The 24873-nt window shown below is 71.9% G+C and carries 25 protein-coding genes and 1 pseudogene; 7 read left to right on the top strand and 19 right to left on the bottom strand.

Translation table 11 applies throughout. The annotated features are described in order from the left end of the window. Positions 1-11: 11 nt before the first annotated feature. Together dut and trhA are read right to left on the bottom strand one after the other, a co-directional pair. The gene (dut, locus tag OJ997_RS17660) at positions 12-443 is read right to left on the bottom strand and encodes a dUTP diphosphatase (RefSeq protein WP_372517908.1); all 432 of its coding nucleotides are present in this window, start codon (positions 441-443) and stop codon (positions 12-14) included. After that, entirely contained in the window at positions 444-1097 is a 654-nt protein-coding gene (gene trhA / locus OJ997_RS17655; RefSeq protein WP_270026504.1) for a PAQR family membrane homeostasis protein TrhA, read from the bottom strand. Here trhA and OJ997_RS17650 point away from each other — a divergent pair. Beyond that, positions 1081-3216 (top strand): putative bifunctional diguanylate cyclase/phosphodiesterase, encoded by a 2136-nt coding sequence (locus OJ997_RS17650; protein WP_308213576.1) that lies wholly within the window; start codon positions 1081-1083, stop codon positions 3214-3216. The genes trhA and OJ997_RS17650 overlap by 17 nt on opposite strands. On the opposite strand, the gene OJ997_RS17645 is transcribed toward OJ997_RS17650, so the two are convergent. Genes OJ997_RS17645 through OJ997_RS17610 form a run of 8 tightly spaced genes read right to left on the bottom strand, consistent with a single transcriptional unit; the run spans position 3209 to position 10374 of the window. Next, positions 3209-4195, bottom strand: coding sequence for an ABC transporter substrate-binding protein (locus OJ997_RS17645; protein ID WP_270026501.1), 987 nt, complete (start codon positions 4193-4195; stop codon positions 3209-3211). The two genes, OJ997_RS17650 and OJ997_RS17645, sit on opposite strands and share 8 nt — an antisense overlap. Then, positions 4192-4962: an ABC transporter permease gene (locus OJ997_RS17640; protein WP_270026500.1), complete on the bottom strand. Its 771-nt coding sequence runs from the start codon at positions 4960-4962 to the stop codon at positions 4192-4194. Before OJ997_RS17640 ends, OJ997_RS17645 begins: the two co-directional genes overlap by 4 nt. Then, on the bottom strand, positions 4959-5669 hold the full coding sequence (locus OJ997_RS17635; RefSeq protein ID WP_270026499.1) for an ABC transporter permease: 711 nt from the start codon (positions 5667-5669) through the stop codon (positions 4959-4961). Before OJ997_RS17635 ends, OJ997_RS17640 begins: the two co-directional genes overlap by 4 nt. Next, positions 5666-6667 (bottom strand): ABC transporter ATP-binding protein, encoded by a 1002-nt coding sequence (locus OJ997_RS17630; RefSeq protein WP_270026498.1) that lies wholly within the window; start codon positions 6665-6667, stop codon positions 5666-5668. The genes OJ997_RS17635 and OJ997_RS17630 overlap by 4 nt, the downstream gene beginning before the upstream one ends. A gap of 45 nt (positions 6668-6712) precedes the next feature. Next, the gene (locus OJ997_RS17625; RefSeq protein ID WP_270026497.1) at positions 6713-7453 is read right to left on the bottom strand and encodes a type 1 glutamine amidotransferase; all 741 of its coding nucleotides are present in this window, start codon (positions 7451-7453) and stop codon (positions 6713-6715) included. Beyond that, positions 7446-8150 (bottom strand): class I SAM-dependent methyltransferase, encoded by a 705-nt coding sequence (locus OJ997_RS17620; protein ID WP_270026496.1) that lies wholly within the window; start codon positions 8148-8150, stop codon positions 7446-7448. Before OJ997_RS17620 ends, OJ997_RS17625 begins: the two co-directional genes overlap by 8 nt. Continuing rightward, positions 8147-9499 (bottom strand): Mur ligase family protein, encoded by a 1353-nt coding sequence (locus OJ997_RS17615; protein ID WP_270026495.1) that lies wholly within the window; start codon positions 9497-9499, stop codon positions 8147-8149. Before OJ997_RS17615 ends, OJ997_RS17620 begins: the two co-directional genes overlap by 4 nt. Next, the gene (locus tag OJ997_RS17610) at positions 9496-10374 is read right to left on the bottom strand and encodes a diacylglycerol/lipid kinase family protein (RefSeq protein WP_270026494.1); all 879 of its coding nucleotides are present in this window, start codon (positions 10372-10374) and stop codon (positions 9496-9498) included. The genes OJ997_RS17615 and OJ997_RS17610 overlap by 4 nt, the downstream gene beginning before the upstream one ends. Positions 10375-10435: 61 nt before the next feature. Here OJ997_RS17610 and OJ997_RS17605 point away from each other — a divergent pair, with 61 nt between their 5' ends. Then, the gene (locus OJ997_RS17605) at positions 10436-11704 is read left to right on the top strand and encodes a collagen-like domain-containing protein (protein WP_270026493.1); all 1269 of its coding nucleotides are present in this window, start codon (positions 10436-10438) and stop codon (positions 11702-11704) included. On the opposite strand, the gene OJ997_RS17600 is transcribed toward OJ997_RS17605, so the two are convergent. Next, positions 11697-12563, bottom strand: a complete 867-nt coding sequence (locus tag OJ997_RS17600; protein WP_270026492.1) for a LysR family transcriptional regulator — start codon at positions 12561-12563, stop codon at positions 11697-11699. The two genes, OJ997_RS17605 and OJ997_RS17600, sit on opposite strands and share 8 nt — an antisense overlap. Positions 12564-12632: 69 nt before the next feature. Here OJ997_RS17600 and OJ997_RS17595 point away from each other — a divergent pair, with 69 nt between their 5' ends. Then, the gene (locus tag OJ997_RS17595) at positions 12633-13592 is read left to right on the top strand and encodes an aldo/keto reductase (RefSeq protein WP_270026491.1); all 960 of its coding nucleotides are present in this window, start codon (positions 12633-12635) and stop codon (positions 13590-13592) included. On the opposite strand, the gene OJ997_RS17590 is transcribed toward OJ997_RS17595, so the two are convergent. After that, complete coding sequence (locus OJ997_RS17590) at positions 13578-14381, bottom strand: HAD-IIA family hydrolase (protein ID WP_270026490.1); 804 nt, start codon at positions 14379-14381, stop codon at positions 13578-13580. The genes OJ997_RS17595 and OJ997_RS17590 overlap by 15 nt on opposite strands. 23 nt (positions 14382-14404) lie before the next feature. On the opposite strand from OJ997_RS17590, the gene OJ997_RS37645 reads away from it, so the two are divergent. Then, on the top strand, positions 14405-15124 hold the full coding sequence (locus OJ997_RS37645; RefSeq protein ID WP_270026489.1) for a peptidylprolyl isomerase: 720 nt from the start codon (positions 14405-14407) through the stop codon (positions 15122-15124). Between the two features lie 72 nt (positions 15125-15196). On the opposite strand, the gene OJ997_RS17580 is transcribed toward OJ997_RS37645, so the two are convergent. From OJ997_RS17580 to OJ997_RS17565, 4 genes are read right to left on the bottom strand one after another with little or no spacing between them, the layout of a single operon-like run. Continuing rightward, entirely contained in the window at positions 15197-15763 is a 567-nt protein-coding gene (locus OJ997_RS17580; protein ID WP_270026488.1) for a methylated-DNA--[protein]-cysteine S-methyltransferase, read from the bottom strand. Next, positions 15760-16206 carry an RNA polymerase sigma factor gene (locus tag OJ997_RS17575; protein WP_270026487.1) on the bottom strand — a complete coding sequence of 149 codons (447 nt, stop codon included), beginning with the start codon at positions 16204-16206 and terminating at the stop codon, positions 15760-15762. Before OJ997_RS17575 ends, OJ997_RS17580 begins: the two co-directional genes overlap by 4 nt. Positions 16207-16241: 35 nt before the next feature. Next, positions 16242-16874, bottom strand: a complete 633-nt coding sequence (locus tag OJ997_RS17570; RefSeq protein ID WP_270026486.1) for a hypothetical protein — start codon at positions 16872-16874, stop codon at positions 16242-16244. Between the two features lie 41 nt (positions 16875-16915). Next, positions 16916-17992 (bottom strand): enolase-like domain-containing protein, encoded by a 1077-nt coding sequence (locus OJ997_RS17565; RefSeq protein WP_270026485.1) that lies wholly within the window; start codon positions 17990-17992, stop codon positions 16916-16918. Between the two features lie 29 nt (positions 17993-18021). Here OJ997_RS17565 and OJ997_RS17560 point away from each other — a divergent pair, with 29 nt between their 5' ends. Continuing rightward, positions 18022-20226, top strand: coding sequence for a DUF2298 domain-containing protein (locus OJ997_RS17560; RefSeq protein ID WP_270026484.1), 2205 nt, complete (start codon positions 18022-18024; stop codon positions 20224-20226). Here the strand turns inward: OJ997_RS17560 and OJ997_RS17555 are convergent. The 3 genes from OJ997_RS17555 to OJ997_RS17545 all read right to left on the bottom strand — a co-directional run bounded on the left by OJ997_RS17555 (position 20216) and on the right by OJ997_RS17545 (position 23670). Beyond that, a complete protein-coding gene (locus OJ997_RS17555) occupies positions 20216-21844 on the bottom strand; it encodes a flippase activity-associated protein Agl23 (protein WP_270026483.1) in 1629 nt (542 codons plus the stop codon). The two genes, OJ997_RS17560 and OJ997_RS17555, sit on opposite strands and share 11 nt — an antisense overlap. A gap of 7 nt (positions 21845-21851) precedes the next feature. Next, positions 21852-22841, bottom strand: a complete 990-nt coding sequence (locus OJ997_RS17550) for a lysylphosphatidylglycerol synthase transmembrane domain-containing protein (RefSeq protein ID WP_270026482.1) — start codon at positions 22839-22841, stop codon at positions 21852-21854. A gap of 79 nt (positions 22842-22920) precedes the next feature. After that, a complete protein-coding gene (locus OJ997_RS17545) occupies positions 22921-23670 on the bottom strand; it encodes an MBL fold metallo-hydrolase (protein ID WP_270026481.1) in 750 nt (249 codons plus the stop codon). Positions 23671-23754: 84 nt separating this feature from the next. On the opposite strand from OJ997_RS17545, the gene OJ997_RS17540 reads away from it, so the two are divergent. Continuing rightward, the gene (locus OJ997_RS17540) at positions 23755-23883 is read left to right on the top strand and encodes a hypothetical protein (protein WP_270026480.1); all 129 of its coding nucleotides are present in this window, start codon (positions 23755-23757) and stop codon (positions 23881-23883) included. Positions 23884-23934: 51 nt separating this feature from the next. Continuing rightward, positions 23935-24873 (top strand): annotated as a pseudogene (locus OJ997_RS17535) (hypothetical protein); the annotation flags it as partial.

Genomic DNA, 24873 nt, shown 5'->3' with positions numbered 1-24873 from the left:
ACTTTACTGCGTCAGCGGCCGGATGAGCCGAACCCGCCGGCGCCGCGTTCGCTGTCCGGCAGCGTGTCCACGACGGTCAGCTCCGGCGCGGCGAACGCCACCAGCAGCAGCTGGGCGATCCGGTCACCCGCTGCGGCGCTCCACGGCTCCTCGCCGTGGTTGATGAGGATCACCTTCACCTCGCCGCGGTAGTTCGGGTCGATCAGGCCCGGCGCGTTCACGCACGCGATGCCGTGCTTGATCGCCAGGCCGGAGCGCGGGAGCACGAGGCCGCACAGGCCCGCCGGGATCGCGACGGCGACGCCCGTGCCCACGAGGGCGCGCTCACCCGGGGCGAGCGTGACCGGCTCGACGCAGGCGAGGTCGTAGGCGGCGTCGCCCACGCGGCCGCGCGCCGGGACGCGCGCTTCAGGATGCAGCAGCTGGACTTCGATGCGGGTGATCTAAGCGTCGAGCCCGGACGGCACGATCCACCCGGCCATGGCGACGAAGTGCGTCACCGCGGCGAGGATCACGAACACGTGGAAGATCTCGTGGAAGCCGAACACCTTCGGCCACGGGTTCGGGCGCCCGAGCGCGAAGATGACCGCGCCGATCGTGTAGAGCACGCCGCCGAGCGCGACGAGGACCAGCGCGATCGTCGGCAGCTCCGCGTGCAGCTGCGGGAACGCCAGCACGGCGACCCAGCCGAGCGCCACGTAGCAGAGCGCGCACAGCGCCCGCGGCGCGTTGATCCAGGCGACCGAGAGCGTCACGCCCGCGATCGCGCCCGCCCAGACGGTGATCAGCACGATCCACTGGGTCGCACCGCTGAGCACCAGCCACCCGACCGGCGTGTAGGAGGCGGCGATGAAGAGGTAGATCGTCGAGTGGTCGATCCGCCGCAGCCATGGCCGCCAGCTCGGATTCCAGCGCCAGCGGTGGTAGAGGCCACTGCCGCCGAAGAGCGCGCACAGGCCAACTCCGTACACCGTGGCGGCCATCCGCGGCTCGCCACCGGGCGTGAAGACGATGAGCAGCGCAGCCGCGACGACCGCGAAGAAGAACGCGTAGGCATGCGTGACCCCGCGCAGACGGGGGATGTCGAAGGCGTCCATGACGACGTTGTTCCCAGATCTCACTCCATCGAATATGACGGACCAGGTCACCACCCGGACGTCTAGATCCGATCTGGACGGGTACTCATTGGTTTCGTCAGTGTCCAGGGAAAGCGATCTCATGCAGGCACAGTTCGACGGAATTCCGGTGCCTTGCTACGTGTGGCACTGCAGCGACGGCACGTTCACGCTCGAACGCGCCAACCGCGCCGCGTTCGAGATGACGGGCGAGCGCCTGAGCGCGTTCATCGGGCGTCCGGTCACCGACGTCTTCCCCGATCGGCCGGAGATCGCGGGCGACCTCGAACGCGTGCGCACGACCGGCGAGGCGGTGCAGCGCGAGCTCGGCTATGCCACCGGCGCCGACGGCGTCCAGCGGCGGCTGCACGTGAGCTTCGTCTCGATCGGCGACGACCGGATCCTCGCCCACACCGAGGACGTGACCGCGCTGCGCGTCAGCGAGGAACGGCTGCGCGCCGTGCTCGCCACCGTCGAGTCCGGGCTGATGGCGATCGACGACACCGGCCGTGTCGTCGACGTCAACCCCGCCGCGCTCGAGATCCTCGGCATCCCGCGCGAGCGCCTGGTCGGCGACGCGGGCTGGTGGGAGCTGATCTCCCTGCGCGACATGAACGGCGATCCGCTCGCGCAGGACGAGACCAGCCCCGGAGCGCGGGCCATGATGCGCGGCGAGACCACCCGCGACGTCCAGCAGCAGATCACGCGTCCCGACGGCGCGATGGTCGCGATCTCCGCGAACTACTCACCGTTGCGCACCGGGGCGAACGGCGAGGTCGGCGGCGTCGTCGTCTCGCTCACCGACATCACCGAGGCCCGGCGCCTGCAGGACCGGCTCGCCCACCTGGCCCTGCACGACCCGCTCACCGGGCTCCCGAACCGGCTGCTCTTCCAAGAACGGCTCCAGCAGGCGCTCCAGCGGCCCCAGCGTGACCGCGTCGCCGTCTTCCTGCTCGGCCTGGACCGCTTCCGCGCCGTCAACGACACGCACGGCCACGAAGCGGGCGACAACGTGCTGATCGAGGTCTCGACCCGGCTGCACCAGGTGCTCGACGTCGCCGAGCCGCTCGCCCGCATGGGTGGCGACGAGTTCGCGGTGCTCGCCGAGTGCGCCGACGAGCGCGAGGCCGCCGACCTCGCCGCGCGGCTGTCGCGCACGTTCCGCGCGCCGCTGCAGACCGGAAGCCAGATCACCGCGTCGATCGGGATTGCGATCGAGGAGCCCGGCCACGACGCCGCCGACCTGATCCAGGGCGCGGACGCGGCCGTCGAGCGCGTCAAGGCGCGCGGCGGCAACACGTTCGAGATCTTCGACCGCGCGATGGAAGGCCGCCTGCGCGACCGCCTGCGCACCGAGGACGGCCTGCGCCGCGCGATCCTCAAGGACGAGCTGCGGCTCGTCTACCAGCCGATCGTGCAGCTCGACCCGCAGCGCACGGTCGCGCTCGAGGCGCTCGTGCGCTGGCAGCACCCGGAGGAGGGCCTGCTCGCCCCGGGCCGGTTCCTGCCGGTCGCCGAGCAGGACGCGCAGCTCATCTCCGACATCGGCCGCTGGGTGCTGCGCCGCGCCTGCATCGAGTCGCGTCTGTTCCCGGAGGGCATCCGGATCAGCGTCAACGTCGCGGCCCGTGAGCTGGGGGAGGAGGGCTTCCCGGAGCGGATCGCCGACACGCTCGCGAGCACCGGCACCTCCCCCGAGCGGATCGGGCTGGAGATCACCGAGACGACCCTGATGGAGGGCGGCGACGCCGCGATCGGCGGCCTCGAACAGCTCTCCCAGCACGGCATGTACATCTCGCTCGACGACTTCGGCACGGGCTACTCGAGCCTCACGCGGCTCGCGCGGCTGCCGCTGAACGCGATCAAGCTCGACCGCGGCTTCGTCGCCCGCTACACCGGCGAGCGCGACCGCCGGATCATCGAGGCGGCGGTGTCGATCGGCCGCGCGGCGGACCTGAACGTCGTCGCCGAGGGCGTCGAGACCGAGGATCAGCTCGAGCTGCTGCGCGCCTCGGGGTGCGGGTTCGTGCAGGGCTACCTGCTCGGACGGCCCTCGCCGCCCGAGCAGGTGCTGCAGCAGCTGGCTTCGGCGCCTACTTGACCAGGCCGGTCTCGGCCAGGTACTCCTTGGCGACCTCGGCCGGGTCCTTCTTGTCGAGGTCGACGCGCGCGTCGAGCTCCTGCATCGCGTCGTCGGTCAACGGCTTCTGGATCAGGTCGATCGTCTTCGCCAGGTCCGGGCCGGCCTGCTCGGCCGTCTCGGCCTTCATAACCAGCACCGGGTTGTACGGCGGGAACATGCCCTTGTCGTCCTCGAGCAGGACCTCGCCGTTGCGCTTGATCTGCGGGTCGGTCGTGTAGACGATCGACACGTCGGCGCGGCCCGAGGACAGCACCTCGTGACGCTGGTCGGGGGAGACCGGCGTGAACTTCTTGAACTTCAGCCCGTAGATCTCCTCGAGCCCGAGCAGGCAGTCCATGCGCTTGCGGCACTCGGACGTGCCGTAGAGCGTCAGGTCGCCGGCCACCGCGGACAGGTCGGAGATGTTCGTGAGGTTGTACTTCTCGGCCGTCTCCTTGGTCACCGCGACCTCGTTGGACGAGGTGAACGGCGTCGGCGGGAACGCCGTGAGGCCTTCCTTCTCGAAGTCGGCCTTGACCTCCTCGTAGGCGGCCTGCGGATCCTTCGGCAGGTCCCCGGCGTCCTTCTTGAAGAACACCGTCAGCGCCGTGCCGGTGTACTCCGGGTAGGCGGAGATCTCGCCGCCCTTCAGCGCCGCGAGCGCGGCGTCCTGGTCGCCCAGGTTCAGGTCGGTCTTGGTGGTGTAGCCCGCGGCCGCGAGGCCCTGGGCGTAGATCTCGCCGAGCACCTTCTGCTCGGTGAAGTTCTTGGACCCGATCGTCAGCGTGATCTTCGCGTTGTCGGGGTTGCTCGTGATCTGGCCACTGGCCTCCGCGGTGGCCGACGGGGTGGCCTCCGTCTCGGTGGCGGGCGCCGGCTCCTCCTCGTCGCCACAGGCGGCGAGGCCGAGGGCGAGCGAGGCGAAAGCGGTCGCGAGTAGGTAGGGGGCACGTCTCATGGTGCGGTCTGAATCCTCCTCTTAGAAAGACCGAAGCGGGTGCGTGCGCGGTCTTCTGGACCGCGCGCAAGCTTGATGCCGTCGGGCGTCACCGCGCGCTGGACGGCCGACAGGCCGACCTCCGCGAGGATCGCCAGCACGGCGACGATGATCGAGGCGCCGATCTGGCCCTCGCGCCCGTACACGGACGCGGCGACCAGCGGGTCGCCGAGCGTGACCACGCCGACCAGCGGCGCGATCGTGGCGGTCGCGATCACGTTGACCGTCGACGTCTTGATGCCGCCGAAGATCAGCGGCAACGCGAGCGGGAGCTCGATCTGACGGATGATCTGCGCGCCGCTCAGCCCCATCCCGCGGGCGGCGTCCACCGCGTCGCGGTCGGTCTGGCGCACGCCGACGTAGGCGTTGGTCAGGATCGGCGGGATCGCCAGCAGCGCCAGCGCGAGCGTGACGTTCAGGAACTCGGGGCTGCGCGGGAAGAACGCGATGAACAGCGCGATCAGCGCGACGCTGGGCACGGCGCGGCCGACGTTCGAGGTGCTGATGGCCAGGAACGAGAAGCGGCCCGTGTGGCCCAGGACGAGCCCGAGCGGCAGCGCGATGACGAGCGCGAGCGCCATGGCCGCGGCGGTGAGCTTCAGGTGCTCCCACAGCAGCGGCAGGTTCTCCGCGCCGCCGACCGGCGAGCCGCGCTGGTTCTCGCGCTCGGTGAAGATGAACGAGATCGCGTCGCCGAACTCGCCCAGGGCGGCGAAGGTCGCACTCATGTCGCCACCCCGCGCGTCCACGGCGTGATCAGCTTCTGGACGCCGAGCACGGTCAGGTCGAGCACGACCGCGAGCACCACGCACAGCCCGCCCGCGACGACGACGTTCGAGCGGAACTGGGTGTCGGCGAAGATCGCCTCCCCGAGCCCGCCGGCGCCGGCCAGGAACACGAGCGCGGTCAGGCCGACGGTCGTCGTGACCGCGATCCGCAGCCCGGCCATGATCGCCGGCAGCGCGAGCGGCAGCTCCACGCGCCACAGCAGCTGGCGCGGCGTCAGGCCCATGCCGCGGCCGGCGTCACGCGCCTCCTCCGGCACCTCGTCCAGCCCCGTGATGACGTTGCGGAAGATGATCAGCAGGCTGTAGGCGACGAGCGCGATGATCGCCGTCGTCTTGCCGCGCCCGGTGAGCGGCAGCAGCAGGAAGAACAGGGCGACGCTCGGCAGCGTGTAGAGGATCCCGGTGATCTGGGTGATCGGCGGGATCAGCCAGCGCCGGCGGTGCGCGATCAGCGCCAGGCTGAACGCGATCACGAACCCGATCGCGACGCTGATCAACGTCAACTCGATGTGCTCGATCAGCGGCGTCTTGTACCGCTCCCAGTTGTCCGCGATCCAGTCCGGGCAGAACCCGTTGCGCTCCACGCACGACGGCGGTTGGTTCTCGCGGTCGCGGAGCTCGAGCTGGGCGAACAGGGCCAGGCTCACGCCTTCGCCAACCTCGCGAGCGTCTCGACGGTGAGCGACCCGATCGCGGTGCCGTGCTCGTCCACGACGCGGCCGTGGAGCTCGCCGTGCTGGAGCAGGTCCGAGAGCGCGTCGCGCAGGATCGTGTCGTGCGCGATCTCCGGGCCGCCGTTGGCGGTGCCGAGCTGGTCGCGCGGGATGTCGCTCACGCGCAGCAACGCCAGCCGCTTGAGCGCGCGGTCGGCGCCCACGAAGTCCTCCACGAAGGCGTTCGCCGGGTGCAGCAGGATCTCGGACGGGCTCGCGTACTGGGCGAGCTTGCCGCCGACCTGCAGGATCGCGATCTTGTCGCCCATCCGGATCGCCTCGTCGATGTCGTGGGTGACGAAGACGATCGTCTTACGGATCTCGGCCTGCAGGCGCAGGAACTCGCTCTGGAGGCGCTCGCGGTTGATCGGGTCGATCGCGCCGAACGGCTCGTCCATCAGCATCAGCGGCGGGTCCGCGGCGAGCGCGCGGGCCACGCCGACGCGCTGGCGCTGGCCGCCGGAGAGCTGCGTCGGGTAGCGGGTGGCCATCTCCGAGGGGAGCCCGATCAGCTCCAGCAGCTCGTGCACGCGGTCGTTGATCTTGGCCTTGCTCCAGCCGAGCAGCCGCGGGACGGTGGCGATGTTGTCGGCGATCGTCCGGTGCGGGAACAGGCCGATCTGCTGGATCACGTAGCCGATCTCGCGCCGCAGCTCGTCCGCGTTGCGGTGCTTGACGCTCTTCCCGCCGACGAGGATGTCGCCATCGGAGATGTCGATCATCCGGTTGACCATCCGCATCGCTGTGGTCTTGCCGCAGCCGGACGGGCCGACGAGGACGCAGATCTCGCCGGCGGGGACCGTGAGGCTCAGGCCGTCGACGGCGGCGCTGTCGGTGCCCGGATACCGCTTGGTCGCCTCGGCGAACTCCAGCTCGACGGCTTGGCGGTAGCCGGACGGCCCCTCGGATTGGGCGGAGTTGATCGATGACAAGAGGAAATCCCGAAAAGGGGAAGGGGAATGCGGGACTCTACCCGGTCAGATACCGGCGGCACGCCGGGCCGCGGCGTGCGCGGCGTCCTCCAGGCGATCGTCGAGTACTCCGAGCTCACTTACCGTCCGGTGCAGGGCCGTTGCCGTCAGCCAGTCCGCGAACCACGCGTTCTTGGGCAGCAGCGGGCCGTGCAGGTAGGTGCCCACGACGGTGCCGCGCGCGCCGCCGCGAGCGCCCTCGAAGCCGCTGCGGCCGTCGTTGCCGTGGCCCTTCAGGACGCGGCCGAGCGGGCGCGTGTCCGCTCCCAGACGGGTCCGGCCGCCGTGGTTCTCGAAGCCGGCGAGCACCTGGGGCGTGTCGTCCAGCGTCACCTCGATCGCGACGTTGCCGATCAGGCGCGGGCCTTCCTCGCGCACGGTCTCCAGGTCGACCAGGCCGACGCCCGGGAGCTTGGTGCCGTCGAGGTCGTAGCTGTGGCCGAGCAGCTGGTAGCCGCCGCACACGGCGAAGATGACCTTGCCGTCGTCGGCCGCCTTGTGCAGCGCGTCGCGCTTGTTCGTCGCCATGTCCTCGGCGCACAGGGCCTGGTCGCGGTCCTGACCGCCGCCCACGTAAAACAGGTCGTGCGCGTCGGGATCGAGCGGGTCGTCGAGGCCGACGCCGCTCAGCTCGAAGCCGAGCCCGCGCCACTCGCAGCGCTTGCGCAGCAGCTGCAGGTTGCCGCGGTCGGCGTAGATGTTCATCAGGTCGGGATAGAGCGCGCAGACGCGCAACACGTCAGCCACGGAACAGCACCACCTGACTGGCGACGTGCTCGAGCGTCTCGGGGATGTGGCGCAGCTCCTCGGCCTCCAGGCCGTGCTCGGCGGCCTCTTCGGCGAGCTCGCCCGGGGTGACGACGTGCAGCTCGATCAGGTCCTCGGTCGTGATCCGCTCCTGCTCGGGACTGACGCGCTGGCGCACGCGCTCGATCGACGCGCGCTCCTCGTCGACGCGGATCGCGACGGGCTGGGAGATGTAGGTCCAGCCGTCGTCGTGGCCGATGTCCGGCGCGGGCAGCGGCGGCGAGCCGTCGTAGGGCTCGAGCTCGGTGGCGATGGCGATCGCGAGGCGTCCGCCGGGGGCGAGCGCGCGGCGGACGGACGCGAAGAAGCCGTCGCGGTCCGTGAGCAGCTGGACGGTCTGCATCGGGACGGCGATCAGGTCGAACTGGCCGTCGGTGGTGAAGTCGGACGCGTCCGCGGTGATGGTCGCGACCGGCGTCTTCGCCCGGCGCTGCAGCTCGGCGAGCAACCCGGCGTCGATGTCGAGCGCGGTCACGTCGTGGCCGGCCGCAACGAGCCGGAGCGTCACGCGGCCCGTTCCCGCGCCGATGTCGAGCGTGCGCTCGGCCTCGCTCGCCAGCTCCTCCCACAGCGCCATGTCGGCCAGGTAGCGGCCGCACTCGACGTCGTGCCAGACGGCGTGCTCCGGGGTGCTCATCGCCAGTACGCCTCCGCCTGGCCGCGGCGCGTGAGGATCTCGCGCAGCTCGAGCAGCGCCGTGTAGGTGGGAACGACGTACAGCGGTCCCTCGCCGTCCTTGAGCGCGGCGTCGAGGCCCTGCTCGACGTCGTCGACGATCGTGATCCGGTCTCCGGCCAGGCCCGCGTACTTCATCCGCAGCGCCAGCTCGGCCGCGCGGGAGCCGGACGCCGTGAAGTGGCGGACGCTGCCGACCAGCAGCTCCCAGTCGGCGTCCCAGACCCAGCTGACGTCGCGCCCGTCGGCGATGCGGTCGTTGAGCACGCCGAGCAGGTCCAGCTGCTGGCCCTCGAGCGCGAGCGTCCTGAGGACCTCGTTCGCGCCGGCCGGGTTCTTGACGAGCAGCAGGGAGGTGGGGCGGCCGAGGTCCAGCGTCTCGGCGCGGCCGAAGGCGGGGGCGACGGCCTCCAGGCCCGCGATCACGTCTTCGAGCTCCACGCCCAGCGAGAGCGTGAGCGCGGCGGCCCCGAGCGCGTTGTAGACGTTGTAGAGGCCCGGGAGCGGCAGCTCGACGCGGTGGCCGTTGAGGTCGAAGGCCGCGTTGCGGATGCCGTTGAGCTGCACGTTCGTGCCGACGACGGTGGGCTCCGGGCGCTCCTGGCCGCAGTTCGGGCACTTGTAGTGGCCGAGGTGGGCGAGGTAGACGGCGCTGTAGGTGTACGCGTGCCCGCAGCGGCGGCAGTGCTTGGAGTCGCTCGCGTGCTGGAGCTCGGGGAGCGCGAGGCGGTCGTCGTCGACGCCGAAGTAGACCGGCTCGGGCGCGTGCCGGCCGAGGTCGGCGACGAGCGGGTCGTCGGCGTTGAGCACGAGCCCGGCGCGGTTTCTGACGATCGTCGCCCAGCGGTCGGCGATGATCTCCAGCTCGCCGAAGCGGTCCAGCTGGTCGCGGAAGAGGTTGCCGAGCAGCGTCGCGCGCGGCTCCAGCTGGTCGGAGACCTGACCGAGCCAGAACTCGTCGACCTCGAACAGGCCGAAGTTGCCGGTCAGGCGCCGGCCGCCGCCGCGGGAGGCGTCGGCGAGCGCGGAGGCGATCCCGCCCGCCATGTTCGCCCCGGCCCGGTTGTGGACGAGTTCCGCGCCCGTGCGCTGGAGGATCGACGCGACCATCGCGGCGGTGGTCGTCTTGCCGTTGGTGGCGGAGATGACGACGTTGCCGCGCTCCAGCCGGGCGGCGAGCCGCTTGATGGCGTCGGGCTCGACGCGCGTGAGCACCTTGCCGGGCAGGCTCGTCCCGCCGCCACGGCCCGCGGTACGCGCGAGCGTGCCGACCGCCTTCGCGGCGGCCACCCCTGCGGCGAGCCGGATCACTGCGGCGCCACCACCCGCAGGGCACCGGGCAGCGCGCGCACCGTCAGCGGGAGGTCGCCGATCGGGTCGCCGTCGGCGTAGGCGGTGAACGGGCGGTCGGCGGAGAAGGTGATCTCGCTGCCCTGCGTGAGCGTGATCGCGGGGTCCTTGAGGTGGCTGCCGTTGAACACGCGCGGGAGGCCTCGCAGGTAGCGGAGCTTGGACTGCTGGGCGATCAGCACGACGTCCAGCTTGCCGTCCTCGAGCGACGCGTCGGGCGCCAGGTACATCCCGCCGCCGAACACGCCGGAGTTCGCGACCGCCACCGAATACCCAGGGAAGTCGAGCGGCTCGCCGTCGACGCTGACGGTCCAGGTCGCGGGCTTCCAGCGGGCGATCGCGCGCAGCACCCCGTAGGTGTAGACGAACGTGCCGAGCTTCAGGCGCGTCTCCAGCGCGACCCGGTTGACCTCGGAGTCGATCCCCGCGCTGAGGATGCCCAGGTAGACGGTGCCGTTGGCCTCGGCCAGGTCGACCCGTCGCTCGACGCCGCTGATCAGCAGCTTCGACGCCTCGACCGGGTCGAACGGGATGCCGAGCTTGCGGGCGAAGTCGTTGCCGCGTCCGCCCGGCAGCACGACCAGCAGGCCGTCCCCGTGGCGGACCTCGCCCGCGACCGCGCCGACGATCCCGTCGCCGCCCATCGCCGCCACGATGTCGCCGCTGTCACAGGCCTCACGCGCGAGCTCGCGGGCGTGTTGCATCGACATCGTCTCCACGACCCGGAACGGCCGTCCCTGGCTGCGCAGCGCAGCCTCGACGGCGGGAAGGAGGCGCAGCGCGCGCCCACCACCGGCGTGCGGGTTGACGATCAAGCAGACAGGCCCGTCGATCACGGCCCGGGAGGCTAGACGACTGGGGAGGACGGACACACACACTTCGATCTAGCGTCGCAGAATGCTCAGGAGGCTCTCGTCCGCTCACGTCATCTCGATGATCGCGTTGTTCGTCGCCCTCGGCGGCGGGGCGTACGCGGCGTCGCTGCCACGCAACAGCGTCGGCACCGCCCAGCTCCGCAACAACGTGGTGACGTCCGCGAAGGTCAAGGACGGGTCGCTCAAGCGCGGCGACTTCGCGACGGGGGAGATCCCGTCCGTGCGGGGCACCGTGCGCACCGAGCCCGGCCCGGCGGGCGCGACCGGCCCCGCCGGACCGCAGGGCGAGCGCGGGCCGGCGGGCAGGGACGGCGCCGCGGCGGCCAAGGGCGACACGGGCGCGGCCGGGCCGCAGGGCGTGAAGGGCGACACCGGCGAGGTCGGCGCGAAGGGCGCCACGGGCTCGGCCGGCCCGAAGGGGGACACCGGCGCGCAGGGGCCGCAGGGCCTCAAGGGCGACACGGGCGCGGCCGGCGCCAAGGGCGACACCGGCGCGGCCGGCAAGGACGGCGCGACGGGGGCCACGGGCGCGGCCGGCGCCAACGGGATCGGGCTTGCCGGCTTCTTCGGCACGGGCGCCGACGGCGACGAGCTCGTGCCCGCCAACGGCTCGCTCCCGCGCGACATGTACTACGAGGACCTGACCGTCGGCCAGGGCGTCCAGATCAACGCGAACGGCTACCGGATCTTCGTCTCGGGCACGCTCGTGCTCAACCAGGGCTCGCGCATCCACCGCAACGGCAACCCCGGCAACGCGAACTTCCCGGGCGGCGCCCTTCCCGCACGGACGCTCGGGGCCGGCTCGCAGGGTTTCGGCGGCTCGCCCGTCGCCTGCAACGCAGGCAGCGCGTTCCAGAACGCGCTCGGCGGCGCCGGCGGTCTGGGCAACTGCGGCGGCGGTGGCACCGTCGCTCGGCCGGCGGACGAGGTCGGCGGGCCGCAGATCATCAACAGCGCGACCGCGGCGATCACGGGCCGCACCCTCGACGGCGCCGTGTTCAACGGCGGCGCGGGCGGGCGCGGGAACACCACCACCACGACGGGGGCCGGCGGTGGTGGCGGCGGCGTGGTTGTCGTCGTGGCGCGGGAGATCGTCGTGAATGGCAACGCGACGATCAGCGCGAACGGCGGCGCGGCCGGCAGCAGCGGCGCGGGCGGCGGTGGCGGCGGCGTCGCCATCGTCGTGTCCACCACGCCGAAGCCCGCCGGGCTCACGCTCAGCGCCACGGGCGGCACCAGCCCACTCGCCGCCTTCAACGGCAGCGACGGAACGGTGCGCTACTTCAACTGAGCTCGCGCACGATCGCCGCGAACGCGGCGACCAGCGGGTTGGCATCGCGCTCGCGCCAGGCGAGCGCGATGCGCAGCGGGTCGATATCGACGATCGGCACCCAGACGAGGTCCGGGCGCGCGTAGAACTCGGTCATCGAGGCGGGCACGATGCAGTACGCGGAGCCGTCCGCGACCTGCTCGAGCATCTCCTCCACGTTCTCGTTCTCCGGGCCCCAGCGCGGCTCGGAGCCGTCCGGGCGCGGGTTCACGGCCCACCAGTCGACCCAGTAACGGGGCGCGCGGCGCGTCCACATGATCGGCTCGGCGTTGAGCTCGTCGATCTCGATCCCGTCGCGCCCGGACAGCGGGTGCTCGTACGCGAGGGCCGCGTAGCGCGGCTCGGTCGCGACGATCTCCGACTGCAGGCCCGTGAGGTCCGCGGGGAGCCAGACGAAGGCGACGTCGCACTCGCCGTCGCGCAGCCCGGCGACCTCGCCGCCCCAGTCGTACCGGCGCGGCTCGACGCGCACGTGCGGGAAGCGGGCGATCAGTCGTGCCCGGGCCTGAGTGGAAAGCCGCCCGGCACCCGCGGCCTCGAAGCCCACGCGCAGCCGCCCGGTCTGCCCGCGCGCCGCGGCCAGGGCGGCGTCGAAGGACCGGACGGCCTCCTCGCCCGCCGTGATCAACGCGTCGCCGGCCGCGGTCGGCGTCACCCCGCGGCCGCCGCGGGTGAGCAGCTCGACGCCGAGCTCGACCTCCAGCTTGCGCAGCGCCTCGCTCAGCGCCGACTGGCTCAGGTGCAGCTCGACCGCGGCCCGCGACACACTGCCGTGCTCGACGACCGCGAGGAAGTACCGGAGCTGGCGGATCTCGGCCATCGGGAAAACCGATACCACGCGGCGGTGAGTCCTGTGGAGCCGCCGCCCCGCGCCGGGGACGATCGGAGCATGCGCACCCTCGGCACCCTGACCACGTCGGACATCGGCTACGGGGCGATGGCCCTCGTGCCCGGCATGTACGGCGACGCCTCCGACGAGCAGGCGCTCACGACGCTCCGGCACGCGGTCGACGCCGGCGCCACCTTCATCGACACCGCCGACGCCTACGGCGCGGGTGACAACGAGCGGCTCGTCGGCCGCGCGCTCGCCGGCCGCCGCGAGGAGGTCCAGCTCGCGACCAAGTGGGGCATCGTCTTCCAGGGCGGCCGCGCGCTCACCCACCACCACGCGCAGGAGATCCGCGTCGACGCCCGCCCCGAGCGCGCCCGCGCGGCGCTGGAGGCGAGCCTGAGGCGGCTCGGGACCGACCACGTGGACCTCTGGTACCTGCACTTCCCGGACCCGGACGTCCCGGTGGAGGAGACCGTCGGCGCGATGGCCGAGCTCGTGGGGGAGGGCAAGGCCCGCGACCTCGGGCTCTGCAACGCCGGAGCCGAGCAGGTGCTCGCCGCCCATCAGGTCCATCCGCTGGCCGCCGTCCAGTCCGAGTACTCGCTCTGGACCCGCGACCCCGAGCGCGAGCTGCTGCCCGTCTTGGCCGAACTGGGGATCGGCTTCGTGCCCTGGTCGCCGCTCGGCGCGGGCTTCTTCGCCGGCCGCGTCGCGAACGTCGAGCAGGACTTCCGCGCCAACCACCCGCGCTTCTCCCGCGAGAACCTCGACGCCAACCGCGACCGCTTCGCGCCCCTGCGCGGCCTGGCCGAGGAGCTTCAGATCACGCCCGCCCAGCTCGCCCTCGCCTGGCTCCTCCACCAGCGCGAGGACCTCGTCCCGATCCCGAGCACCCGCACCCCGTCGCACCTGGACGAGAACCTGCGCGCCGCCGACGTCACCCTCGACGCAACGACGCTGGCCCGGATCGACGCGATCGCGCCGGCGGGTGCCGCGAGCGGCTCAGCCCTCCTGTAGGACGAGCGCGGCGAGCGAGTCGGCGATGTGCGTGGGGCGGGGGTTCGCGGCCTCCGCCTCCTCGCGGGACGTGCCGCCCGTGAGGACGAGCGCCTGGTCCAGGCCCGCGCGGCGCGCGCCGGCGATGTCGTAGTCGAGCTTGTCGCCGATGCCGACGGTGCGGCCCTCGCCGAGCCGGTCGCGGGCCGCCTGGTACATCGTCAGCTCGGGCTTGCCGATGATCGTCGACGCCTTGCGGCCGACCGCGGCCTCGACCGCCGCGAGGATCGCACCGGTCCCTGGCCACGGGCCGTCCGGCATCGGGAACGTCGCGTCACGGGTGGCGCCGATCAGGTCCGCGCCGCGCAGCACGGCCTGGGTGGCGACCTTGAGCTCCTCGAACACGAAGTCGTCGTGGCCGCCGACGACCACGACGTCGGCACGGGTCGCGAACTGCGTGCCGTTGACGATCCGCAGGCCGGCCTCGGCGACGTGGTCGACGAGCGCCTGGGAGCCGATCACGTAGGCCGTGCCGCCGGTCACGCGCTCGGCCAGCGCGAACTGCACGGCGGCGCCGACGCTAAGGATCTCCGGCAGCGACGCCTGGAAGCCCAGCCGCCAGAGCTTGCGGACGAACCCCTCGGGCGGGTGACGGACGTCGTTGGTGAGGAACAGGACCGTCTTTCCCGCTTCACGCAGGGCAGCAACGGCGTCGACGGCGCCCGGGAGAGCCTCGTCGCCGACCCAGAGGGTCCCGTCGAGGTCGAGGAGGAAGTGGTCGTACGGACGAACCGCGGCGGAAAGAGGCAAGAACCGCATTATCCTTGCCCGCCGTGTCCCGACTCCTTGCACTCCTCACCGCCGCTCTCGTCGCCCTCGTGTTCGCCGCCTGCGGCGACGACTCCAGCTCGGAGTCCGAGGCCACGCCGGAGCCCACCGCCACCGAAGAGGCCGCCACCACGCCGGCCGCCGCCAACGAGTTCCTGCCCGAGGGCTGCGAGAACGTCGAGGCGCCCGCGCCCAAGGAGGACGGGACGCTGAAGGCCCCGACCGAGAAGCTCGACGAGTCGAAGACCTACGTGGCGACGATGTCGACCACGTGCGGCGACATCCAGATCACGCTCGACGCCAAGGACAACCCGATCACCGCGGGCTCGTTCAAGTACCTGGCGGACCAGAAGTTCTACGACGGCCTGACGTTCCACCGCATCGTCGCCGACTTCGTGATCCAGGGCGGAGACCCGCTCGGCCAGGGCACGGGCGGCGCGGGCTACTCGGTCGAGGAAGCCCCGCCGAGCGACTACAAGTACGCCCCCGGCGACCTCGCCATGGCCAAGACCGGCGACGAGCCCGCCGGCACCTCCGGCTCGCAGTTCTTCATCGTCACCAGCGAGAACGGTGCCGCGCAGCTGACGCCCGACTACGCAGTCGCGGGCAAGGTCACCGAGGGCATGGACGTCGTCGAGAAGATCGGCGGCATCCAGGCGGACCCGAACACGGGCATGCCCGCCGCCCAGGTGATCATCAAGTCGGTCACCGTCGAGGAGAAGTAGGCGGCCGAGCGGGGCAGCCGACTTCGTCGGCGCCATCCGCGGCCGCTTGCGCCTGGGTGATCGCTTCGCGGATCACCGGGACGCGACGCCCTCGAGCTCCAGCAGGGTGGCCTTGCGCTCAGGGCCACCCCGGTAGCTGCCGAGCCGCCCCGTGCCCGGCAGCACGCGGTGGCACGGCACGACGATCGGCACGGGGTTGCGCGCGCAGGCGGTTCCGACCGCCCGCGCCGCCTTCGGGTTGCCGGCGCGCGCGGCCAGCTCGCCGTAGGACACGGTCGCGCCGCGCGGCACCTCCCGCAGCTCCTCCAGCACGGCCCGCCGGAACGGCGCGGCGGCGAGCCGCAGGTCCACCGGCAGGTCGAGCGGCGCCCCGTCGAAGTAGTCGCTGAGCGCTTCACGCGGCGCGCGCATCTCCGCGTCCGACCCGATCAGGCGCGGGCCCAGCGCCGCCGCGACCTCACGCAGCGCCACGTCCTCGGCCTCGGTCTCGAACGCGATCCGGATGAGGCCGTTCGGCCCCGACACGACCAGCAGCCGGCCGATCGGGGTGTTCAGCCGCGTGTAGAGCGCGTCGGCGAGGCCTTCGCGGACGGCGGCGGCCGCGACGGACTCCAGCAGGGATTCAGGTAGCGGGCTCATGCGTAGCTCTCCCGGAGAGTGCGGACGGCGGACGAGACGCGCTGGCGCGCGGCCTCGACGGAGCAGTCGAGCCGCTCCGCGATCCCGTCGTAGTCGAGGTCGTCGACGAAGCGCAGCCGCAGCGCGGCCTGCGCCGTCTCGTTCAGGGGCGCGATCAGGCCCTCGAAGTCGTCGCCGTGCGTGTCATAGGCGGCCACCACGGGCGGCTCGTCGACGAGCACCTCACGCCGCGTGCGGCGATGGTGGTCGATCGCGGTCGTGGTGGTGACGCGGTACAGCCACGCGCGCAGGTGGTCGGCGTGGCGCAGCTTCGGATACGCCCGCAGCGCGCGCAGGAGCGCGTCCTGCAGCACATCCTCGGCGGAGTCGCCGGCGAGGCGACGAGCGTGCACGAGCAGCTCGTCGCCGTGAGCTTCGACGAGGGTCCAGAACGGTGGCAGCACAACCGGTGTAACGGCCGTGCTGCCCGATCTGTGAGCTACCGCTTGCCGCCGTACATGGACGCGCGCTGCTCGGCCACCTTGGCCCGCGCGGTCCGCTGCCGGCGCCGGCCGAGGACGGCCAGCACGCCGAGGACCACGAGCACGAGCAGGAAGCCGTAGAACCACCGCGCGCTGCCGAGACCGCCGCCGAACGGCAGCGAGATCAGCGTGACGATGCCCGTGCCGAGCGCGATCACGCCGATGATGAACAGCAGCACGAGCACGATGCCGCCGATTCGGCGCGGCAGACCGGCGCTCTTGGGCGGCGCGATGATGCCCATGACCCGCAGCATCAGCAGCTGACGGTTGGTCGGCGGCGTGCCGCCGAGCTTCTCCGTCGCGGCCTTCAGATCACCCGGGCGGCGCTCGGCGAGCGCGAGCGACGCCTCGGCCATGCGCCGCAGCTGCAGGCGCTCCTGGGGGCGGGCGGCGGCGATCGCGGCCCGGAAGTGCACGCGGGCCTGCTCCGCGTCCATCCGCTCGGCCGCGCGGGTGCCGAGGATGGCCTGCGCGGCGGCCTTGAAGCGCGTTTCCTTCTGCAGCTCCTCGTCGGAGCGCTGCTCCAACTGCTGCATGGCGTTCATCGCCGATTTGGATTCGATGCGGACCTGGCGGGGCTTGGGCGGCATGGGTCTCTCAGTCTACGGTCAATCGCTTCGCGGATTGACTCTCATGCCGCTGGCGCGTCATCACTGTTCCTCCGGAATCCCACGGGCGCCGGATCGACGTCCAGCGGCGAGTGCGGGAGCCCCGGCTCGGGATCGAGGTCGTCGTAGCCGCCCGGCGCGATGTCGTTCGGCGCGTGCGGGTGGAAGATCGCGGCGAGCAGCTGCACGTGCCCGCGACCCACGCCGAGCTCGTACTGGCCGCCGCCGTACGCGCCCATCCCGCGCTGCTCGCAGAACTCGTAGGCCTCGAACAGGGCCTTGACGCTGCCGAACCGCGACGGCTTCAGATTCACCGTTCGGGGGATCACCTTGCGGGCCAGGATGTCCTCGACGGAGTGGATCGGCGCGTCCCACGTGATCCGGTCCTGGAACGGGGCGAGCGCCTTCAGCGCGGCCTCGTCGTCGAGGTCGGGGTCCTCGAGCCACGCGTCCGGGAACGTCTCGGCGATCTTGCGGTAGAAGGCCGGGTCGGTGTCCACGTCGACGACCGTGCCCTTGTAGGCGCCCTTGAAGTCGATCGAGTCGACGGCGCCGGTCTTGACCAGGCCCTCGATCAGCTCGTCGCTCCAGTCCGGCGTGCCGTCGAGCTTGAAGCGGATGTCCGGGTAGCGCGCGAGCCGGCGCGTGACCGGGTCGAGCGTCGGCGGCTCGCCCATACGGCTCGACACGACGAACGTCACCGGCTGCACCTCGCGGCCCAGCACCTCGTGCAGCGACTTCCCCGCCTGGCGCAGCGCGAGGTCCAGCGCCGCGGACTCCAGGCCCCAGCGCCGGTAGGAGCGGTAGACGGGCTGCTCGGGCGTGTAGCCCGGGAACGTGTCCAACCCACCGAGGTGCTCGGAGAACGAGTCGAAGGTCCACTCGCCCGCCAGCTCGAGCACCGGGCCGGCCGCGAGCTGCGCCTCCTGGGCCGGCGCCTCGTAGGTCACGTCCTCGCCCTTGCCGGTCTCGCCGCCGCCCTCCAGCGCGTAGACGGTGGAGACCCGCTCGAACCCGGAGGAGACCATCCGGGCCAGCCGCTCCAGGGAGTAGGAGTCGACTTTCAGCGGCAGTTCGGCAATCGCGTCATAGAGCGCCATGCCTGAGGACGGTACCCTCCGCGACCGCGATGCTGGACGCACTCGGGCTCTTCGCCGTCGTTGAAGTGGTGGGCCTTGCGGCCACACCGCTGACCGCGCTCGTCCTCGGCCGCCTCCCGGGCGCCGGGCTCGGCTTCTCCAAGATCCTCGGGCTGCTGCTGGTCACGTGGCTGATCTGGATCGCGGGCGCCCTGGGCATCGCGCCCTACGGCACGCCGCTGATCGTCGGCGTGCTCGTCCTGTTCGGCATCACCAGCGTGCTCGTCGGCCTGCGGCTGCGCTCGCTGGACCCCGAGTCGCGCTCAAAGCGCCTACGCCGGCTCGCGCTGCCCGAGGACCCGGTGCGCCGGCGGCTGTTCTGGGGCGCGGAGCTCGTCTTCGCCGCCACCTTCGCGCTCGGCGCCGTCTTCGCGGGCTTCGCGCCCGACGTCTGGAACACCGAGAAGCCGATGGACATGGCGTTCATCACCGCGATCAACGCGAGCGACAGCTTCCCGCCGCACGACCCGTGGATGAGCGGCGAGACGCTCAACTACTACTACCTCGGGCACGTCGTCCTCGCGTGGCCGCTGCAGCTGCTCGGGCTGCGGCCGGACGCGGGCTACCTGCTCGCCTGGGGCCTCGTGCTGGCGCTGACGGCGACCGCCGTCTACACGTTCTCCGGCACGCTCTGGGCCGCCGCGCGCGCCGCCCTGGGCGACCGCGCGCCGCGTGGTGGACCGGTGCTCGCGGGCCTCGTCGCCGCCGCGCTGGTGGCGATCCTCGGCAACCTCGCGGGCGTCCGCGCCTGGATTCGCGCCGAGGACCCGCCGAAGGACTTCGCGTGGTTCGACCCCTCGCGCGTGATCCCCGACACGATCAACGAGTTCCCGTCGTTCTCGTTCATCCTCGGCGACCTGCACGCGCACGTGATCGCGCTGCCGTTCACGGTCCTCGCGATCGCCTTCGCGATGCAGATCGCGCTCGCCGGCCCGCGTGGGGACGCGCTCTGGCGCTCGGTCAGCGAGGCGCTGGCGGCCGCGCTCGCGATCGGGATGCTGTACGCGATCAACTCGTGGTCGTACCCGGTCGCCGCGGGGCTGCTGGCCGCGTCCGTGGTGATCTGGCTGCGGACGCCGGAGGCCAAGGGGCGGACGGCGTACGCGGTCGTCTGGCTCGGCATCGTGCTCGTGGCGAGCATCGCGCTGATCCTCCCGTTCGTGCTCGACTTCAAGCCCGAGTCGCGCGACGGCATCATCGGCGTCGTCGAGACCCGCCGCGACTTCAAGCACTGGCTCGGGGACATGGCGCTGATCTACGGGATCCTGCTGTGGCCGCTCTTCGGCCTGTTCCTGCGCCGGCTGATCGATGCCCGCCACACGTGGCGCTGGGTGGGCTGGGGGCTCGCCGCGGCGCTGCTCTTCGGCGTCCTGCTCGCGGGGGAGCACCTGACGGGTGCGGCACTCGTCGCCGTCGGGATGCTGGTCGGCGTCTTCGCGGCGCTGGACCGCGGCCTCTCGCAGCCCGCGCGCTTTCTGTGGCTGCTCGTGGCGGGCGGCATGGCGCTGCTGGTGATCCCCGAGCTGCTGTACCTGCGCGACGCGTTCGACAACAGCGCGCTCGAGCGCATGAACACCGTCTTCAAGTCGGGCTATCAGGCGTACCTCGTGCTCGGCCTCGCGGCCGGCGTGGCGCTGCCGTGGGCGGCGGCGTGGCTCCCGCGCTGGACCTGGCCGGTGTGGGCCAGCGCGATGGCCGTGCTCCTCGTGCTCGGGCTCGTCTACCCGTACGCGGGCGGCTACGCGCGCACCGGCGGCTACGCGAACGGCCCGACGCTCGACGGCCTGCGCTGGCTGAAGGCCAACTCCCCGGGTGACCCGGCCGCGATCGCGTGGATCCGCGACAACACGGACGGCGACGCGGTCGTGCTCGAGGCGGTCGGCGACGACTACAGCGCGTTCGGCCACGCCCGCATCTCCACCTTCAGCGGCCGCCAGACCGTGATGGGCTGGGAGGGCCACGAGGTGCAGTGGCAGCACGACCCCGGTCCACGCAAGACCGACGTCCAGACGCTCTACCAGACCGCCGACCCCGCGCAGGCCCGGGAGTTGCTGGGCCGCTACGGGGTCGACTACGTCGTGGTCGGACCGATCGAGCAGACCACCTACGGCGACGCGGGCACGCCGAAGTGGGACCAGCTCGGCGAGCGCGTGTTCTCCGCCGACGGCACGACCGTCTGGCGGATCACCGCTTGATGTAGAGCCACTCCTTCATCCCGCCCGTCTCGTTCCACGTCTTGCGCTCGGTGACGTAGCGGAAGTAGTTGCCGACGCTCAGGTACTTGTCGCGCTCACGGACCCACCAGACGCGGAAGTCGAACTGGCGGCCGTTGTACGTGGCGAGCTGGCCCGCCTGCTCCATCCGCGCCTTGCTCGCGTCGGTGAGCACGAGCACGTCGGCGGTCGGGGGCTGGGCGTTGGCCTGCTGGTAGTCGATGTAGCCGGCCTGCAGGTGGCGGAAGTACCACGCGTACGGGAACGTCGCGCCCTCGGCGGAGTCCACCGTCACGGTCAGCGGCGGGGCGCCCGGCCCGCGGCTCTCGGCGAGCGCGTGCACCTGGTCGGCGACCTGCTTGACCTGCTCGGAGGACTGCGTGGAGACGAGGAACTCGCGCGGGTCGGCGCCACGGTCGTGGTTGACCCACCACGAGCTGAGCGCCACGTACACGATCGCGACGGCGGCGACCGCGCCGCCGACCACGCGCCAGGCACCACGCGCCTGCCAGATCGCCTGCAGGCCGACGCCGGCGAGCAGGATCACCGGCAGCAGCGGGTGCAGCACGAGCCACGCGAACTTCTCGCCCGCCCACGAGTAGACGCCGAAGCTGACGACGAAGTACCAGACCAGGAACGCGGCGAACATCGAGTTGCGCTTCCACAGCGGCACCGCCCCGATCGCGCCGAGGATCAGCATCGGCCACTCGATCGTGGTCAGGATCCACGTGTAGAACTCGAACGGCTCGTTGCCGCGCTTGACGCCGTGCTGGCCGAGCCAGTAGTCCAGGCCGTCGTAGATGCCGCTGATCCCACTCGGGTGGGTCAGGAAGGTCGTGAACGTGAGCGTGTAGACGATCGCGAACGCCGCCACGAACCAGCCCCAGCCGTCCCAGCCCGGGATGGTGAGCGCGCGGATGAGCGCACGCCGCCACTCCGGGATCACGAAGGCGAAGATGAAGAACGTGCCCATCGCGAAGAGCGTGATGAACGTGGACTCCTTGGTCGCGAACAGCAGCGCGAGCAGGATGCCGATCAGCGCCGGGTGGTACCGCCGCGGATGGTCGATCCCGCGCCAGATCACAACGATCAGCGCAAGCGTGAGCGACGCGAAGTAGATGTCCTCGCGGGCGAAGCGGCTGAAGTACAGGAAGCTCGGGCCGAAGGCGAGGAAGACGGCGGCGACGGCCGCGGCGACGCGGCCGAGCTGGTTGCGCAGGCCCCAGCACATCGGGATCATCGCCGCGCCCATCAGGGCGGGGGCGAGGCGGGCGGTGAAGTCCGTGTCGCCGAACACGACGTACATCAGCGCCGTCAGGTAGAACCGGAACGGGCCGTGCAGGAGCGGGTTGTACTCGTAGTCGCCGGTCTGGCGGAACAGGTACGAGAAGTACGCGTCCTGGCTCTCGTCGTGGTGGAACGCGCGCTCGCCGAGGGCGATGAAGCGCACGATCAGGCCGAGGACGAGGATCACGGCCCAGACGCTGAGCTCGCGCTTGTCCTGGTCCGCGAACCACTGCTTCACGCTGCGACGGCGCGTCCGCGCGGGCGGGTCCTCGGCCGTGGTGGTGAACGGGCGATCGGCGGCGATGTCGGTCATCGTCTGGTTAGCTCCGGGCCTCGGCGCGCGCGGCGCGCAGGTTCTTGATCCCGCCGTAGCGGGCGACCAGCAAGATCAGACCCAGGATCGTGATCGGGACGACGATCACGAAGCGCAACATCAGCATGTAGGAGACGGCGGTGCCGCCCGTCCCGCCCAGCGCCTTGACGCCGGTGGCGACGGCGGCGTCCTGCGTTCCGGCGTACCCCGGCCCGCTCGGGATCATGGAGAACACGCTGGCGAGCGCGACCATGTACATGCCTTCGATCGGGTCCATGTTGAAGCCGACGGCGGCGCCGGTGGACATCCACACGCCCGTCTCGATCGCCCAGATCAGGATCGTCAAGGCCAGCAGCTCCAGGCCGTGACGGCCGCGACGGAGGCCGAGCGTGGCCGACGCGAGCGGGGCGAGCAGGCCGTGCACCCGCTCGTTGCGGCGGATGAAGCGCCAGCCGACCGCGGCGGCGGCGATCGCGGCGACGGCGATGATCGCGATCAGCTCGACCGAGTTCCCGCCGACCTCGCCGAGCAGGCCGTAGCCGACCGCGACGAACAGGACGAGCAGGACCGCGACGTCGAGCAGGCGCTCGGCGACCAGCGTCCCGACGACGGTGCGCTTGGACGTGTTCGCGCGCGGCGCGGCGAGGAAGACGCGGATCGCGTCGCCGGCGCGCGCCGGCAGGACGTTGTTGCCCATGTAGCCGATCACGGTGAGCATGTACATGTCCGAGCGCTTGGGTGTCGCGCCTTCGTCCTTCATCAGGCGCTCCCAGCGTTCGGCTCTGACGACCGTGGCGAGCGCGTAGAGGGCGATCGCCCCGATCAGCGCCGTGATCTGGCCGGGCGTGCTCGGGAAGGTCGGGGCCTCCTGCTTGGTCGCCCACCAGACGACCCCGGCGAGCGACAGGACCGAGACGAGGATGCCGAGGATCGGAAGCAGGTTCCGGCGGCCGCGGCCCTGTGGGGCTGCGGGTTCGGCCGGGTCCGGGACCGCCATGAGGGCGGGCTCTGAGGTGGGCGTGTCCGTGCTCACGTGCGCGGGCGCGACCTCGCGCCGGGTGTCCAGGATAGGCGGGTCAAGTGAGGCCTCGCTCACGGGCCTGCTCGACCGCGACCTTCGGAGAGTCCGTCCACGGCTCGCCGTGGCCGAACAGCGTGAGCGTGGCGTCGATGCGCTCGAGCGCCTCGAGGCTGGCCGTGGCCTGGCGCGCGTCGGCGGCGAACGCCTTCGGCATCAGCTGCGGGCCGCGCTTGCCGGTCAGCGGGTTGTACGTGCACAGCGCGTCGCCGGCGATCAGCACGCCGTGCTCGGGCAGGTGGAAGGCGACGTGGCCGGGGGAGTGGCCGGGCGTGGGGATCACGCGCGGGCGGCCGGGGACGTCGAGGTCGATTTCGCCGTCAAAGGTGGTCACGGCTTCGATGTCGGGCGTGCGGGCGCCGCCGCTCTTGCCCGCGACCAGGAAGAGCTTGTAGAGCGCGGGGTAGCGCAGGTAGGGCAGGATCGAGCCTTCGCGGGGGTGCGACTTGCCCGTCTTGGCCATCTCCGCGTCGTCGGCGTGCACGTGCACGGTGGCGGGCGCGTCACGGCGAACGCCCTCGACCATCCCGACGTGGTCGCTGTGCGCGTGCGTCAAGATCACGGCGGTGATGTCGCTGGTCCTGCGTCCGCGTGACTGCAGGTAGTCCTCCAGCTGGTGCCGGAACGCGGGGAAGCCCCCGTCGACGAGGGTGAGCTCGTTGCCCTCTTCGAGCAGGTAGCAGTTGACGTACTCGTTCCCGAGGCGGTGGACCCCAGGAGCGAGCTGCGTGGGCTCGGCTTCCGGCATGGCGATGAGGGTGGCAGGGTTCGAACCTTTTTGGCCGTGCAGGCTGGACGGATCGGTCCGGGAGCGGTACTTTGCTTCGTACCGATGCGTTGCACCGCCTACACCCACGCCTTCCAGCGGCCCGTGTCCACGGGTACGTCGACGTGGGCGAGCGCGGCCGGCATGCGTGTCGAGGCGGCTCTGCTCAATATCGACCTGCCGCCCGGCTACTAGCGGAACGGAGCGCACATGCCCCCGTCCGCGAATTCCGCGGGCGGGCGTCGAGTGACGCGCTGGACCCGCGAGACCATCATCGAGAAGATCACCGAGTGGAACGAGCTCTACGGCGAACCGCCGTGCTCGGCCGACTGGAACCCGTCGCTGGCCCGCTGGCGCGCGCAGGAATGGCGCGCCGACCGGTACCGCGACGGAATCTGGCCGTCCACCAACGCCGCGAAGCGCCCGTTCGACGGGTCGTTCGACGCCGCCGTGCGTGCCGCCGGCCTGGAGCCTCACCGCTCCGGCCCACGCCGCCGTCCGGCCCGTTCGGCTCGCCCGGCGGTTGAGCAGCGCGCACCCCAGGCCGTGCCCCGCGCCGTCAACGACGCGCTGGTCGAGGCCGAGGGGCGCGAGCTCGCTCTGGAGCGCCAGGTGGCCGCGTTGGAGCGTGCCGTGTCGGCGGCCGAGCGCCGTGCTTCGAAGGCCGAAGAGCTGCTCGACGACGCGCGTACCCGCGCCCGTCGTGCCGGCGACCGCGAGCGTCGCGCCCGTGTGGCGCGCGACCGCGTGCGCTCGGCCGGTGAGCAGGCAACGGAGCAGGCCGAGAACGCCGCAGCCGACGCGAACGCCCGCATCCGTGCGGCGTACGACCAGGCGGCGGCGGCCGTGGCGGAGGGTCGCGAGGCCCGCCGCGCGGCGGTCGACGCCGAGGCCCGCGCCGCGGACGCCGAAGCCCGCGCGGACCGCGCCGAGCACCTGCTCGACGCGGCCACGGCAGTGACGACCGGTGGTGGCACCACGACATACGCCCGCGCGAACGGGCGGAACGAGGCGAACGGCAACGGCGCGAGCAACGGCTCGGCGGCGACCACGGGCGGCGCGGCGACGCGCGGCACGGGGCCGGCCGGCGGCAGCGGCTCGTCGGCGGCGGCTAACGGTGGCGGCGCGGACGAGGTCATCGACCACACCACCAGCGCGCTGACCACGGCCGAGCCGATCGACGTC

Origin of the sequence: Solirubrobacter phytolaccae, assembly GCF_027587195.1 — a bacterium.
GTDB classification, from domain to species: domain Bacteria; phylum Actinomycetota; class Thermoleophilia; order Solirubrobacterales; family Solirubrobacteraceae; genus Solirubrobacter; species Solirubrobacter phytolaccae.
This window is presented reverse-complemented; position numbering and strand designations above follow the sequence as displayed.

Bases quoted from the DNA above. Each gene is read 5' to 3' on its own strand.
- OJ997_RS17650 (WP_308213576.1), top strand. From the start codon at position 1,081: ATGTCGAAGGCGTCCATGACGACGTTGTTCCCAGATCTCACTCCATCG.
- trhA (WP_270026504.1), bottom strand. From the start codon at position 1,097: ATGGACGCCTTCGACATCCCCCGTCTGCGCGGGGTCACGCATGCCTAC.
- OJ997_RS17645 (WP_270026501.1), bottom strand. From the start codon at position 4,195: ATGAGACGTGCCCCCTACCTACTCGCGACCGCTTTCGCCTCGCTCGCC.
- OJ997_RS17640 (WP_270026500.1), bottom strand. From the start codon at position 4,962: ATGAGTGCGACCTTCGCCGCCCTGGGCGAGTTCGGCGACGCGATCTCG.
- OJ997_RS17620 (WP_270026496.1), bottom strand. From the start codon at position 8,150: ATGAGCACCCCGGAGCACGCCGTCTGGCACGACGTCGAGTGCGGCCGC.
- OJ997_RS17605 (WP_270026493.1), top strand. From the start codon at position 10,436: ATGCTCAGGAGGCTCTCGTCCGCTCACGTCATCTCGATGATCGCGTTG.
- OJ997_RS17600 (WP_270026492.1), bottom strand. From the start codon at position 12,563: ATGGCCGAGATCCGCCAGCTCCGGTACTTCCTCGCGGTCGTCGAGCAC.
- OJ997_RS17595 (WP_270026491.1), top strand. From the start codon at position 12,633: ATGCGCACCCTCGGCACCCTGACCACGTCGGACATCGGCTACGGGGCG.
- OJ997_RS17580 (WP_270026488.1), bottom strand. From the start codon at position 15,763: ATGAGCCCGCTACCTGAATCCCTGCTGGAGTCCGTCGCGGCCGCCGCC.
- OJ997_RS17570 (WP_270026486.1), bottom strand. From the start codon at position 16,874: ATGCCGCCCAAGCCCCGCCAGGTCCGCATCGAATCCAAATCGGCGATG.
- OJ997_RS17565 (WP_270026485.1), bottom strand. From the start codon at position 17,992: ATGGCGCTCTATGACGCGATTGCCGAACTGCCGCTGAAAGTCGACTCC.
- OJ997_RS17560 (WP_270026484.1), top strand. From the start codon at position 18,022: ATGCTGGACGCACTCGGGCTCTTCGCCGTCGTTGAAGTGGTGGGCCTT.
- OJ997_RS17555 (WP_270026483.1), bottom strand. From the start codon at position 21,844: ATGACCGACATCGCCGCCGATCGCCCGTTCACCACCACGGCCGAGGAC.
- OJ997_RS17550 (WP_270026482.1), bottom strand. From the start codon at position 22,841: ATGGCGGTCCCGGACCCGGCCGAACCCGCAGCCCCACAGGGCCGCGGC.
- OJ997_RS17545 (WP_270026481.1), bottom strand. From the start codon at position 23,670: ATGCCGGAAGCCGAGCCCACGCAGCTCGCTCCTGGGGTCCACCGCCTC.
- OJ997_RS17540 (WP_270026480.1), top strand. From the start codon at position 23,755: ATGCGTTGCACCGCCTACACCCACGCCTTCCAGCGGCCCGTGTCCACG.